The 13,612-nt window shown below is 63.3% G+C and carries 13 protein-coding genes and 1 pseudogene; 7 read left to right on the top strand and 7 right to left on the bottom strand.

Annotated features, from left to right (window positions below; translation table 11 throughout):
- Window positions 1–125 precede the first annotated feature (125 nt).
- A complete protein-coding gene (locus PWG15_RS08010) occupies window positions 126–1,133 on the bottom strand; it encodes a P1 family peptidase (protein WP_275023865.1) in 1,008 nt (335 codons plus the stop codon).
- On the bottom strand, window positions 1,130–2,218 hold the full coding sequence (locus PWG15_RS08005) for a branched-chain amino acid ABC transporter substrate-binding protein (RefSeq protein WP_275023864.1): 1,089 nt from the start codon (window positions 2,216–2,218) through the stop codon (window positions 1,130–1,132). Before PWG15_RS08005 ends, PWG15_RS08010 begins: the two co-directional genes overlap by 4 nt.
- Before the next feature lie 331 nt (window positions 2,219–2,549).
- On the opposite strand from PWG15_RS08005, the gene PWG15_RS08000 reads away from it, so the two are divergent.
- The 7 genes from PWG15_RS08000 to PWG15_RS07970 all read left to right on the top strand — a co-directional run bounded on the left by PWG15_RS08000 (window position 2,550) and on the right by PWG15_RS07970 (window position 8,317).
- On the top strand, window positions 2,550–2,999 hold the full coding sequence (locus PWG15_RS08000) for a flavin reductase family protein (protein ID WP_275024381.1): 450 nt from the start codon (window positions 2,550–2,552) through the stop codon (window positions 2,997–2,999).
- Window positions 3,000–3,125: 126 nt separating this feature from the next.
- Entirely contained in the window at window positions 3,126–4,055 is a 930-nt protein-coding gene (locus PWG15_RS07995; RefSeq protein ID WP_275023863.1) for an AAA family ATPase, read from the top strand.
- Between the two features lie 2 nt (window positions 4,056–4,057).
- Window positions 4,058–5,314 (top strand): vWA domain-containing protein, encoded by a 1,257-nt coding sequence (locus tag PWG15_RS07990; protein WP_275023862.1) that lies wholly within the window; start codon window positions 4,058–4,060, stop codon window positions 5,312–5,314.
- A 25-nt stretch (window positions 5,315–5,339) separates the two neighbouring features.
- Window positions 5,340–5,672: an XdhC family protein gene (locus PWG15_RS07985; protein WP_275023861.1), complete on the top strand. Its 333-nt coding sequence runs from the start codon at window positions 5,340–5,342 to the stop codon at window positions 5,670–5,672.
- 2 nt (window positions 5,673–5,674) lie between these two features.
- On the top strand, window positions 5,675–6,382 hold the full coding sequence (locus tag PWG15_RS07980; protein ID WP_275023860.1) for an XdhC family protein: 708 nt from the start codon (window positions 5,675–5,677) through the stop codon (window positions 6,380–6,382).
- The gene (locus tag PWG15_RS07975) at window positions 6,379–7,995 is read left to right on the top strand and encodes an NTP transferase domain-containing protein (protein ID WP_275023859.1); all 1,617 of its coding nucleotides are present in this window, start codon (window positions 6,379–6,381) and stop codon (window positions 7,993–7,995) included. Before PWG15_RS07980 ends, PWG15_RS07975 begins: the two co-directional genes overlap by 4 nt.
- Window positions 7,996–7,999: 4 nt before the next feature.
- Complete coding sequence (locus tag PWG15_RS07970; protein WP_275023858.1) at window positions 8,000–8,317, top strand: TfoX/Sxy family protein; 318 nt, start codon at window positions 8,000–8,002, stop codon at window positions 8,315–8,317.
- Between the two features lie 100 nt (window positions 8,318–8,417).
- On the opposite strand, the pseudogene PWG15_RS07965 reads toward PWG15_RS07970, so the two are convergent.
- The 5 genes and pseudogenes from PWG15_RS07965 to PWG15_RS07945 form a co-directional block, all read right to left on the bottom strand.
- Window positions 8,418–8,836: pseudogene (locus PWG15_RS07965) on the bottom strand (NUDIX domain-containing protein).
- 7 nt (window positions 8,837–8,843) lie between these two features.
- Entirely contained in the window at window positions 8,844–10,352 is a 1,509-nt protein-coding gene (locus PWG15_RS07960; RefSeq protein WP_275023857.1) for a DEAD/DEAH box helicase, read from the bottom strand.
- A gap of 214 nt (window positions 10,353–10,566) precedes the next feature.
- On the bottom strand, window positions 10,567–11,898 hold the full coding sequence (locus tag PWG15_RS07955; RefSeq protein WP_275023856.1) for a M23 family metallopeptidase: 1,332 nt from the start codon (window positions 11,896–11,898) through the stop codon (window positions 10,567–10,569).
- 122 nt (window positions 11,899–12,020) lie between these two features.
- Complete coding sequence (locus tag PWG15_RS07950) at window positions 12,021–12,848, bottom strand: ferritin-like domain-containing protein (RefSeq protein WP_275023855.1); 828 nt, start codon at window positions 12,846–12,848, stop codon at window positions 12,021–12,023.
- 7 nt (window positions 12,849–12,855) lie between these two features.
- Window positions 12,856–13,323 carry a peroxiredoxin gene (locus PWG15_RS07945; protein WP_275023854.1) on the bottom strand — a complete coding sequence of 156 codons (468 nt, stop codon included), beginning with the start codon at window positions 13,321–13,323 and terminating at the stop codon, window positions 12,856–12,858.
- Window positions 13,324–13,612 lie beyond the last annotated feature (289 nt).

The raw sequence follows: 13,612 nt of genomic DNA, 5'->3' as shown, positions 1-13,612 counted from the left end.
GTATCTTGGGTTCTTACGCATTTCCGGAAGCAAAACCGCTACGCACCTTTGCTGGAAATGCTCCAGTTTCCCGCGCAATAGCATCGCAGACGCGTGCAAACAACATGTCAGCGATCAAAGCTGCGTCAGGCGCCTTGCGACCAGGAGCGCATGAGGTCGTTTTCGGCCGGTGTCGCGTCATGGACGCCACGGGCGATGGCGCGGGCCATCGTCGATGCCGCGATCGCGCCGAGGTCGATGAAATCCTCAAGTGTGGGGGTCTTGCCGCTGGCACCGGTGGCAAGCGCAAAGATGAGATCGCCGTCTAGCGGCGTATGCGCCGGCCAGAGCCCGCGGGAGAAACCGTCATGGGCGGCGATCGCCAGTCGCTTGGCCTCAGCCTTGGTCAGCACCGCGTCCGTCGCGATGACGGCGATCGTCGTGTTGGTGGCGGCAGACTGCCGGTCGCGGAACTTGATGCGGATATCGGCGGCATCGGCGGGCAGGGGGTGTGGCAGGCCGAGTGCACCGAACTCAGCATCCAGTTCGAAAGGCGCCGACCAGAAATGCTGGCTGTCACCAACAGTCGCCGAACCGAGTGCGTTGACCGCGACCAGCGCGCCGATGGTGATCCCGCTCGGCAGAACAGTCGATGCCGAGCCGAGACCACCCTTGAAGGTGGCAGTCAGCGCGCCGGTCCCGGCGCCCGTTGTTCCGGTTGCGAACGACGGGCCGGCGCGACGAACGGCCTCGAAGCCGAGTTCGCGATAGGGCGGATAGCGCCCCCAATCCTTGTCGCCGCCGTTGATGAGGTCAAACAGGATGGCGGTGGGCACGATCGGTATCCGGTGCGGACCGACGGCAAAGCCGCGACCCATCTCTCTGAGGGCCGCCTGGGCTCCGGACGCAGCATCGAGGCCAAAGGCCGAGCCGCCTGACAATACCAGGGCATCGACCGTCTGTACCGTATTGTGCGGGTCTAGCAGGTCGGTTTCGCGCGTTCCGGGGGCGCCGCCCAGCACCTGGACTGCCGCCGTTGCCGGCGGATCGCAGACAATCGCGGTGACGCCGGACTTCAGCCGGTGATCCTCGGCATTGCCGACCGCCAGGCCCGCGACGTCGGTAATCAGGTTCAGCGGTCCGGTGCGCATCATTGGGCGGTTCCTTCGGCAGGCGCCGGCTCGAAGCGGCCGCCTTGCCACTGCATCAGGCGATAGGGATTGTTGGCGCGCTCGTGCTGCGCGTTAAAGGCGATGGGGCCGAGCACAGTCGCGTAGGGTCCCTTGGCAAACGCATCGAGAAGAGGCTTGTCGTCCTTCTCCGCCTGGTCCTTGGCCTGCTCGAGCAGGGAGACGGCCGCAAATGCCGGCATTACATACCCGTCCGCTTCGGTTCCGGCCGCACGCATGGCGTCTGCGACCGGCTTGCCCTCGGGCGACTGCGATGCGTCCGGCAAGGTGACCGCGAGCACGCCGTCGGCGAGCGGTACAGTGAGATCGGCGGCATTGAGCGCGTCGCCGCCGAGCAAGGTGAGGCTCGCGCCTTCGCCTTGCGCATCGCGCGCGATCACCGCCGTATCCTGTCTGTCGCCACCCGTGAAGACATGGGTCGCTCCGCTTTTCACCAGGCGCCGCACCAGGCTGACCTGCTGCTCCTGGGCCGGGCGATAGGTATCGGTGAAGACCGGTGTCAGCCCGATTTCGCCAAGGGCAGAACGCACGCTTTCGACCAGTTCGCGGCTGTGAATGGTTCCATCGTCGATCAATGCGATCGGCTTGTCCTTCCAACGCTGGACGATCGTGTCGACGATGCTGGCAGCTTCGGCATTGCCGCTCGGCGCGAGGCGGAAGAGCGGCCATTTCTTCTTCAGCGCATCCTCCATCAGGATATCAGAACGCACGCTGAGGGTGATCGCAGGAAGGCCCGCTTCGGCAAGCGCCGGAAGCGTGGCATCCAGGCTTTCGGTGCAGAGGAAACCGATTGCCGCTTCGGCGCCGGCCGCAAGCAGCGCCTTCGTCAGCGCTTCGTTGCCGGCCGTATCGCAGGTCTCGGGAATGACGACGATCTCACTGCCGCGATCGCCCGCCTGGAATGCGGCGCCATCGACGATCTGCTTGCCGAGAAGTGCAAACGGGCCTTCGACCGGTGCGACGACGGCCACCTTGATGCCGGCCGCCGTAGCCGGTGCGGCCTGTACCAATCCGGCCACGACAAGGCTGGCGACGATCGATCGAAGCATTCACTTTCTCCGCTGCCGCACTTCCCCGGACCGGGAGCGATCCGGAACCTGCGGCGAGCCCAAACATTGCCTTACCCGTCGCCGGCGGCGACGGGCGCGCGGCACGGTAGTGGCCGCATGTTTTAAGGATGTGCCCTGCCGCGTCAAAGGAAAAGATGTGACTTCGGTCGCGGATGGTTCCATCCGCGTCGCAACCATGTCGCAGAACTGCAAGATTCTCATTGCAGCGGGTTTCATATTTCCCGGTACTGTCTATGTATGTGGCTGACTTCGCTCGGAGAAAGAAGTGTTGAACAAAACCCGGCTGGACCCCATCAGTTACCGCGACGCCATGAGTCGCCTGGCCGGTCACGTGCAGATCATTACCGTGGCCGACGGGATGGAGCGGCGCGGTGTCACCGTCACCGCCTCCTGCTCCGTGTCCGACAGTCCGCCGACGGTTCTGGCCTGCCTCAACGGCGCCAATCCGCGCAATGAGATCTTCACGCGCAGCGACAGTTTCGCGCTCAATCTGCTTGGCGATGAGCATCGCGCCATTGCACACGCTTTTTCCGGCCGCGATCAGCTCAACATGGATCTGCGCTTTGCGCTCGGCCAGTGGACCAAGCTTTCGACAGGCGCTCCGATCCTCACCAACGCAATCGCCTCGTTCGATTGCCGTCTCATCGAGGTGAAGACGATCGCCACGCATCTGGTGCTCTTCGGCGAAGTCGTCGATGTCGCGATCGGACCGGCGCGGCCGCCGCTCATTTATGTGGACCGCGGATACCACTCGCTATAAGTTTTACGTGGCGACAACGCATGCCCTCTGAGACATGAGAAGATCGCCGTAAGTCTTTGAGTTGGCCGGACGAATTCATTCGTCTGCCGACATCAAGCGATCGATTCGAGCCGTGGCGGAGGAGACATGGCGACACAGGCAACAACGGGCCTGCCGCAGTCCATCGAGGAGACGATGGCGCTGCTCACGGCCCATGACTATCTCGCGGGTACGGCGCTTGCGACCGTGCTGTTTCTGGCGCTCCGGATGAAGCGCCCGCTCTTTCTCGAGGGCGAAGCAGGCGTCGGCAAGACCGAGATCGCCAAGGTTCTGGCAAAGGCGCTCGATCGGCCGTTGATCCGGCTGCAATGCTATGAGGGTCTCGATGTCGCCTCGGCCGTCTACGAATGGAACTATCCGGCGCAGATGCTGGAAATCCGGCTTTCGGAAGCTGCCGGCAAGGTCGATCGAAAACGGGTCGAAAGCGATATCTTTTCCGAACGATTTCTGATCCGCCGCCCGGTTCTGCAGGCAATTTCTTCCAATGCGGGCCGCGCACCCGTGTTCCTGATCGACGAACTCGACCGGACGGATGAGGCGTTCGAGGCCTTCCTGCTGGAAGTTCTGTCCGATTTTCAGGTCACCATTCCGGAACTTGGTACAATCCGGGCGGACGAACCGCCGATCGTCATCATCACCACCAACCGCACCCGCGAAATCCATGACGCGCTCAAGCGGCGCTGCCTCTATCATTGGGTTGATTACCCCAACGCGGCGCAGGAGTTGGAGATCATCCGCCGCAAGGTTCCCGGCTGCAACGCGACGCTGTCGCGCGAAGTCATCGCCTATGTGCAGCGGCTGCGCACCATCGACCTCTTCAAGAACCCGGGCGTCGCCGAAACGATAGACTGGGCAACGGCCCTGACGGAGCTCGATCGGCTGGCGCTCGATCCGGAAACGATCGCCGATACGCTCGGAACATTGCTCAAATACCAGGACGACATCGCCAGGATCGACGGCGCCGAGGGGCGAAGGTTGCTCGCCGAAGTCAAGGCGGAACTGCTGGCGGCGGGCTGACCATGGAAGAGCGAGGCGAGCACAGGGATGGTGCCACTCTCCCGCCACCAGCGGAAGGCGACGGGCGGCTCGCCGACAACATCGTCTTCTTTGCACGCGCCCTGCGTCGCGCCGGCATCAAGATCGGGCCCGGGGCGATTGCCGACGCCATCGATGCGGTGGCGCTGATCGGGATCGGCGGGCGGGACGCATTTTACGCGGCGCTGCAATGCGTCTTTGTGAAGCGCCACGAGGACCAGCCGGTGTTCGACGAAGCTTTTCGGCTGTTCTGGCGCTCCCGCGGCCTCGTCGAAAAGATGATCGCGATGATGTCGCCGCTGGCGCCGGAGCGCGAGAGCGAGCGGCAGCAGCGTCGGGCGGGCGAGACACGCGTCAGCGACGCCTTGCTTTCCGGACACGAAACGGATCGACCGCCAAGGGAGGAACCGGAGATCGATATCGATGCGCGCTTCACGGTCTCGGGCCGCGAACTGCTGCGCCGGGCCGATTTCGCCCAGATGAGCACGGCCGAGCTTGCCGAGGCGAAGCGCGCCCTTGCCGCGCTGACGTTGCCGATGGATCGCGTTGTCACACGCCGCTTCCGTTCATCCAGGAGGCAGATCCGCATCGACCCGCGCGCCACCATGCGCGACGCCATGCGTTTTGGCGGAGAACTGATCCTGCCGCGGTTCCGGGAGCGGCGCGTGGTGCATCCGCCGCTCGTCGTGCTTGCCGATATCTCCGGCTCGATGAGCCAGTACACCCGCATCTTCCTGCATTTCCTGCATGCGCTGACCGAGGAGCGCCGGCGCGTGCACACCTTCCTCTTCGGCACACGGCTGACCAATGTCTCCCGCCAGTTGCGCAATCGCGATCCTGATGCCGCGATCGACGACTGCGTGGCTGCGGTGAAAGACTGGTCCGGCGGTACGCGCATTGGTGAAACGCTGCATGAATTCAACAGACGCTGGTCGCGGCGCGTGCTTGCGCAAGGCGCCATCGTGCTGATGATCACCGACGGCCTGGAGCGTGACGATGTAGGCGATCTTGAAATCGAAATCGATCGGTTGCACCGATCCTGCCGGCGGCTGATCTGGCTCAATCCGCTGCTGCGCTTCGACGGCTTCGAGGCACGCGCCCGCGGCGTCAGGGCGATGCTGCCGCATGTTGACGAATTCCGGGCCGTGCACAATCTTGAATCGATTGGGGAACTGGTGAAGGCGCTTTCCGGGCAAAGCTCCCGGCAAGCAGACCCGCGGCGGTTCCTGGTTCCACGGTGATCGGGTAAGGCGGGAGGGTGGCAACGTGCTCGAAGCTGCAAATGTTCTGGATCCGCTCGACATCGCCGAAGCCTGGACGAAGCAAGGGCGCAAGGTGGCGATTGCCACGGTGATCGAGACCTGGGGTTCGGCGCCGCGTCCGGTCGGCAGCCATCTGGTGATCGACGGCGACGGTAATTTTCAAGGTTCGGTTTCCGGCGGTTGTGTGGAGGGCGCGGTGATCACCGAAGCTGCAGACGTGATCGCTTCGGGCGCGCCCAAAATCCTCGATTTCGGTGTCGCCGACGAGACCGCCTGGCGCGTCGGGCTTTCCTGCGGCGGCAGGATCCGGGTGTTTGTTGAACGGATCGAAGGCTAGCGATGGAACGCAGTATCCTTGAAGCACTCAATGCGGCGCGTTCGGCGCGTCGGGCCGCCGTCACCGTCAGCGATCTCGTCAGCGGCGGCAGCCAGGTCTATCTTGAGGGTGACGACTGTCCCGCCCCCTGGCGCACGTCCGTTGCGCGCGCCCTGCAATCCGGCAGGGCCGGGATCGCGGAGACGGAGCAGGGCTCCTTCTTTCTCAATGTCTATTTGCCGCCATCACGCATTCTCGTGATCGGCGCCGTCCATATTTCACAAGCGTTGGCCAAGCTGGCGCCGGTTGCCGGTTTCGACATGACGATCATCGATCCGCGTACTGCGTTTGCAACACCGGAACGCTTTGCAGGCGTCGAGCTCATCGCCGAATGGCCCGAGGATGCCCTGAGAGAGCGGCCACTCGATCGTTTCACCGCGCTGGTCGCCGTCACGCATGATCCGAAGATCGACGACCACCCGATCCGATCCGCCCTTGAGGCGGGCTGTTTTTATGTCGGCGCGCTCGGCAGCCGGAAAACCCATGCGACGCGGGTCGAACGGTTGCGACAGGCCGGAGTTTCCGATGCCGACATAGCCCGCATCCGCGCACCGATCGGCCTCGACATCGGTGCGGCAAGCCCCGCCGAGATTGCCGTCGCAATCCTGGCCCAGATCGTCGAGGCGCTTCGGCGCCGAGATACCAGCCATGTCAAAGGAGCGATCGCGTGAAGTTCGGGCCGGTCGGGACCATCAAAGCGGAGGGCGCCGTCCTGGCGCATGCGGTCAAGACGGATGAATTTCGCCTGCCGAAGGGCCACCGGCTCTCGTCCACCGATATCGCCGCCTTGATCGCCTCCGGCACACCGGAGGTGGTCGTTGCCCGCCTTGACCCCGGCGATCTCATGGAAGACGTAGCCGCAGCGCGCATTGCGGCGGCAATCGCGCCCGATCACTTGCGCTTCTCCCAGGCGGCAACCGGCCGAGTGAACGTCTATTCGAACGTCACCGGTCTCTTCGTCGCCACGCGCGACACGGTCGACCGATTGAACCGCATCGATCCGGCGATCACGCTCGCCTGTCTTGCCGACCATGTGCCCGTGCAGGCCGGCGACATGGTCGCGACGATCAAGATCATTCCGCTTGCCGTGGCCGGTCATCTCGTTGAGCAAGCGCAGAACCTGCTCCGAAGCCATGCCGCTTTCGAAGTCAAGCCCTTTGCCGCCCGGCGCGCGGCACTGATAGCAACTGAGTTGCCGACATTGAAATCGCAGGTGATGGACAAGACGAGAGCCATCCTGGCGGCGCGTCTGCGGCAATCGGGAAGCGAGCTTTTGACCGAAAGGCGCGTTGCACACACGGAAAGTGCCGTCGCCGCGGCAATCGACGCCCTGCGAGCAGATCATGACCTGCTGGTGGTCTTTGGGGCCTCTGCCGTCGCCGATCCGGATGATGTGATTCCGGCGGCTGTCCGGCAGGCAGGCGGCGTCGTCGACCACGTCGGCATGCCCGTCGATCCCGGCAATCTTCTCGTGCTTGGCCGTGTCGGCGAGATCCCCGTGATCGGGGCGCCCGGATGCGCCCGCAGCCCGCGCGAGAACGGTTTCGACTGGATCCTCGACCGTATCCTCGCCGGCGAGTGGCCGAGCTTCGACGACATTACCGGCCTTGGCGTCGGCGGCTTGCTGGGTGAAATCCCGACCCGACCGCAGCCGCGCGAAGAAGCAACGACTTTGCCGCCAGGACCGGTCGAGATCGTGGTTCTGGCCGCCGGCCGCGCCAGCCGGATGGGACCGGCCGGCGGACACAAGCTGCTGGCGACCTTTGACGGCGTGCCCCTGGTCCGCCGTAGCGTCGAGGCGGCGATCGCTGCAGCACCCGGCAGGGTCGTCGTGGTAACCGGCCACCGCGAGGCCGATATCCGCGCTGCGTTGGAGGGCCTGCCGGCAACGCTCGTCTCGAATCCCGACTACATGTCCGGAATGGCCTCATCTCTGACGACTGGACTTTCGGCGGTCGACGAGCGGGCCGCCGGCATGTTGGTGACGCTCGCCGACATGCCGGGCGTCAGCAGCGGTGATCTGCGCAGGCTGCTCGATCGTTTCGTTGCCGAAGGTGGCCGTGCTGTCATCCGGGCAACCGCCGACGGGCAACGCGGCAATCCGGTCATCCTGCCGCGACAGACCTTTTCAGCCGTCAGGCAATTGGTTGGAGACGTTGGCGCAAGGCACATCATCGAGAAATGCGGATTGCCGGTCATCGATGTCGAGCTTGGTCCGGCCGCCCGTCTTGATCTCGACACGCCGGAGCAGATCATGGCTGCCGGCGGTATCCTGGAGGAATGAACGCGTGGACAATGCCGCCATCGAAGAGATGTTCGAGACGCTTGGACCGGTGACCATCAAGCGGATGTTTGGCGGCAAAGGCATCTATTGCCAGGGCGTGATCTTCGCCCTCGAGGTGGACGGAGAGATCCTGCTGAAGGGGGACGAGCAGACGACGCCGGCCTTCGAGGCGGCCGGCTCGAGGCAATGGGCCTATGACGGCAAGGGCAAGCAGGTGAAGATGCCCTATTGGAGCATTCCGGACGACGCCTTTGACGACCCCGACGAAATGGCGCGCTGGGTGCGGCTTGCCTATGACGCCGCGCTCCGGTCCCGAAAATAGAACAACCAATCAGGCCCGAGGACGCAATCCGCGTCGTCGGTCGGCATCGATTGAAGGAATGGGAAGCAATATGTCCGGTCGCGCCGCAGCCAGTTGCGACCTAGTGTTTCAGCTTGCGCAGCGCATCGACGGCATCGGCCGCAAAACGTGACAGCGGCTGGGGCAGGGCGTCGAGATCGAACCAGCCGAGAGCGGAAAGCTTGTCCGGCTCGGTGAGTTCGGGCTCACCGGTAAAATCCTGGGTCACATAGATCATCGAGATCCAATGCTGGCGATCAGCCTCGATCACCTGTTCACTGAAGCACAGGAACTCGCTCGAAAGGATATTGAGGCCGCTTTCTTCTTCGGCCTCGCGTCGCGCAGCGGCTTCCGAGCGCTCCATATGGTCGACCTTGCCGCCGACGATATTCCAGTGCCGGCTTCAGGCGCATTGACGCGCTTGTAGAGCAGGATCTTACCGTCGCGCACGATTGCAAGTCCGCAGCCGAGGCCCGGAAAATCGATGCCCGGCAGGCCCATAGGAATATCAGGCCTTGCCGGCAATCAGCATGAAAGCGGGGATTTCGTCGCCGAAGCCGACGGGCGTCGGGCCGTCGTCGTAGTCGCGGCGGTGACGGTTGCGGCGGTCGCGATTGTCATCGTTAGCCGGGTTCGATGCACGCACCGGACGATCGGCGCGGTTGTTCTGTCCCTGCTTGTTTTCTGCGCTGCGTGCCGGTTTCACCGATTCCGCCCTTTCCGCGACTGTTTCAATTTCGGCCTCACTATCGGCACGCACGGTATCGGATTTATGATCGGGACGGCCCTTCGAGCCGCGATCCCCATCTTTTTTCCGGTCCTTGCGGCCGTCACGGCCGCGATCGCGGCGGCCAGTATCGTGGCTTTCCATCGGCTCAGGCAGATTGGAAAGGTCGCCGTTCAGCCATTCGACCTTCTGGCCGATCAGCTTTTCGATGGCATCGGAGAACTTCGTGTCGCGCTTCGTCACCAGCGTGAAGGAGGCGCCGGAGCGACCGGCACGACCGGTGCGGCCGATACGGTGCACGTAGTCTTCCGCATGGATCGGAACGTCGAAATTGAAAACGTGGCTGACGTCAGGGATATCGAGGCCGCGTGCGGCGACGTCCGAGGCAACGAGCAGCTTGATGTTGCCGTCCTTGAAGTTCGCGAGCATCGTCATGCGCGACCGCTGATCCATATCGCCATGAAGCGCGCCGACGGAGAAGCCGTGACGGTCGAGCGAACGGAAGAGGTCGGCGACATCCTTCTTGCGGTTGCAGAAGATGATCGCGTTCTTGAGTTCGTCCTGGGCGCGAATCAGATCGCGCAGCACCGCGCGCTTTTCGTAATCCTTGGCGTGCGCCGCAACGAAGCGCTGCGTCACCGTCTGCGCCGTCGAGGACGGCCGAGCGACTTCGACGCGCTCGGGGTTCTGCAGGAAGCGGTCGGCGAGCTTCTGGATTTCCGGCGGCATGGTCGCCGAGAAGAACAGCGTCTGGCGCGTGAACGGAATGAGCTTGGCGATACGCTCGATATCCGGAATGAAGCCCATGTCGAGCATGCGGTCTGCTTCGTCGATGACCAGGATCTCGACACCGGTCATCAGGAGTTTGCCGCGCTCGAAGTGATCGAGCAGACGACCGGGCGTGCAGATCAGCACGTCGGCGCCGCGCTCGAGCTTGCGGTCCTGCTCATCGAACGACACGCCGCCGATCAGAAGCGCGATGTTGAGCTTGTGGTTCTTGCCGTACTTGTCGAAGTTCTCTGCAACCTGAGCGGCGAGTTCGCGCGTCGGCTCCAGAATGAGCGTACGCGGCATGCGAGCGCGAGCGCGGCCCTTTTCGAGCAGCGTCAGCATCGGCAGCACGAACGAAGCCGTCTTGCCCGTACCCGTCTGGGCGATGCCCAGAATGTCACGACGCTGCAGCGCCGGCGGGATGGCGCCAGCCTGGATTGGGGTCGGGGTTGTGTAGCCCGCATCGGTGACAGCGGAGAGAACTTTTTGGCTCAGGCCAAGGTCAGCAAAATTGGTCAAAGGGAAATCTGTTTCCGTTCCGGTTCAATAGAACACTGATCGATCGATGGAAAACGCACGAGCACGTGGCCGCGCTCATAAGCTGAACGTCGCTGAAAGTCAAGAAATCCAGCACGTTGAAGCAGCAAAAGGTAAATAGTGGCGAATCTGTCGCATTTCTTGTCAAGCCGCGCAAGACCTAAAGGCAGCCAGACGACCCGTCAGTTCATGCCCGTCAGTTCATGTACGAGGCGAGCTTCCGGCTGGCGTCGATAAACCGCATCGGATCCACCGCTTCGCCATTCAGGCGGATTTCATAATGCAGGTGCGGCCCGGTGGAACGGCCCGTATTGCCGGACTTGGCAATGACGTCACCTTCCGTCACATGGTCGCCGACCTTCACCAGAACGGCGGAGAGGTGGGCGTACCGGCTCGACACACCGTTTCCATGGTCGATTTCGACCATGTTTCCATAGCCGCCGGTCAAGCCGGCGTTGGTCACGGTGCCCGGTGCTGCCGCGCGAATGCGCGTGCCGACCGTCGCGCGGAAATCGATGCCGGCATGAAGTGCCAGGCGGCCGAGGAACGGATCGAGACGATTGCCGAAGTCGCTGGTGATGTCGCTTGCCGGAGACGGGTTGCCGAACGGCAGCGCGCGGACCTGGGCCCGCGTCCGTTCCAGCTCCAGAAGGGCCGTATCGAGAGCCGCCAGCGACCGGCCGAACTCGTCATCATTCGCGGGCTCGACGAACGGGCCGCCAATGGCGCTATCGGCAGAATCCGACGCCGCGGCTGGGACCATTTCTGCGACGTCGCCGACCGGCAGGTCGACGCCGGTCCGACCGACGATCGAGCGAATCGCATCCGACGTCTTTGCAGCGCCATCCGTCAGTTGCTTCAGGCGCGCCATCTGGTCAAGCTCGACGTCCTTCAGCGACAGCGTCACTTTGGAGAAGATCCGGTCGGCGCGATCCGAGGTCGATTCGGCCGCATCCGGTGCGGCATAGGCGAGGGGAGCGGAGCGAATTGCACCGGTGACCGATGCGCCGCTCAGGCCCATCAGCTTCTCGATCGCCTTTACGCCGTTGCTGCTGGCATCGGCTCGTTTTTCATAGGCGAGGGGTTCGATCTCAGGGGTCTCGTTGCTTTCCGTCGTCAGGCCGGAACTTTCGGCCCTTTCGACCAGCGCACCGAGCTTTCCGTTGCGCGAGGTCAGCGCCATCTGCTGGCGCAGCAGTTTCTCGACCTTTTCTTCGACCACCTGCTGGTCGAGGAGTTGGCGGCTGGTTACGCGATCGACCTGCGCTCTCAGTGCCGTGATTCGATCTTCGTATTCGTGCTGCATGCGCGCCTGGCGGGCGATCGTGCCGCCGATGAGATCATCACGCAGGACCAGATAGGATGTGGCCGCGAGATAGCCGATGCTGCAGACGCCGGCGAAGGATACGGCGATTGCCGCCATCCAGGGACGAACCGTCATGTGACGAACCTTGTCGCCACTTGCCAGGATCAGGACATGATGTTCCTTACGTTTTCCGAAAGCACGATTTGCCGAACGTCCAGACACCCGTTCTCTCCCGCCATGTGCGCGTTGCCTCGCTCACCTGCGGATCATTACACTTTGTTAGGGTTAACAATTCATTGAGCATGATTGCATCAGCGTGACGGAGACGCCGTTGCTTTTTGTCGTCAACGATTGGTCGAAGCGGTCATCGATCGGTAAAAGGACGGCGTCAGTCCGGCCTCGGCGCGGGCAATGTCGTTGAACGGCGCCTTCAGCGGCCCGCGAAAGTTGGCGCGCACCAGCGCCTGGAAGGTCGCTGCAGGATCCTTCTTCTCGCGAGCACAGAGAAAGCGGAACCACTTGGCGCCGACGGCAACATGGCCTTTCTCGTCCTCGTAGATCACATCCAGGACGGCGGCGCTCTCGAAGTCGCCGGTTTCGCGCATCTTGGCCTGAAGGGCCGGGGTCACGTCGAGACCACGCGCTTCGAGAATGAGCGGCACCACGGCAAGGCGTGCGGTCAGGTCATTGCGGGTATCGTGCGCCGCCTGCCAGAGCCCGTCGTGGGCCGGCAGGTCGCCATAGTCGGCACCGAGATCGTTCAGCCTCTGCCGGACCAGACGGAAGTGCTTGGCCTCCTCGAAGGCGACACGCATCCAGCCGTCGAAGAAGGAGTTGGGCACTGATTCGGTCGCGAAGCGGGCGACGATATCGAGGGCCAGGTCGACGGCGTTCAACTCGATATGGGCAATCGAGTGCAGCAAGGCGATGCGCCCCTTGAGGGAACCGAGAGACCGCCGCTTCACCTGCGTCGGCGGGGTCAGCAGCGGCTTGTCCGGCCGCCCGGGGCGAACCGGAACAGGTCGGTCGAGCGGCGAGCGCAACGACAGCGCGCGGCGCTGCCAGCGCCGCGCTGCTTCTTGCGCAAGCGCCGTCTTGATCTCGAGGTCAGCAGCGCGGATGGCTTCGACTGCGCCCCCGCGCAGGCTGTGAAACACGGGCAATTCGGTCATGGGTTCCTCAAAGGGCCTTTGCCGCAGCCAGGACCTCCTGGGCGTGGCCGTCGACCTTCACCTTTTCCCATACCCTGACGACGACGCCGTCGGCGCCGATCAGGAAGGTGCTGCGCTCGACCCCCATGTATTTGCGGCCATACATCATTTTCTCCACCCAGACGCCGTAGGCTTCGACCACAGCCTTTTCCTCGTCGGCGGCGAGCGCCACCGTGAGATTGTGTTTCTTGGCGAAGCGATCGTGCTTTTTCACCGAATCGGGTGAGAGGCCGATCAACGTTATGCCGGCTGCGGCGAAGTCTTCCGCAAGTTCGGAGAAGGAGATCGCCTCCAGCGTGCAGGCCTGGGTGTCGTCCTTCGGATAGAAGAACAGCACGACGGGGCGGCCGCGATAGGCCGAAAGCGAGATCGTGCCGCCGCCGTCGCGTGGCAGCGTGAAGTCGGGAGCGACATCTCCGGGAACGGGTCTTGCCATGATTAAACCTTCCTTCTGCCAAGTTTTGCAGACAATCGGACGCTACTGCATGTGGCCCTTGATCGTCGCCGATCAATGCAGGATATGCGGCAACTCAAAGTTCCAAAGCGACTTTGTGCGCCTCGCAAGGCACGCGGCGCTTTAGGGGCATATCGAAATTCGTCGACTGCCGTCCAGCGCATTTGTGCTAGATTCGACAGGTTTCGGACGGCATCGGCCGCTACGAAACGTTGCAGTCGCTCGCCCGCGCGATTCCCGTTGAGGGTGGTGGCTTTCCACAGCATGGTCC

The organism is Ensifer adhaerens, assembly GCF_028993555.1.
Taxonomy (GTDB): domain Bacteria; phylum Pseudomonadota; class Alphaproteobacteria; order Rhizobiales; family Rhizobiaceae; genus Ensifer; species Ensifer adhaerens_I.
The sequence above is the reverse complement of the archived record's forward strand: the minus strand, read 5'-3'. Positions and strand labels throughout refer to the sequence as shown.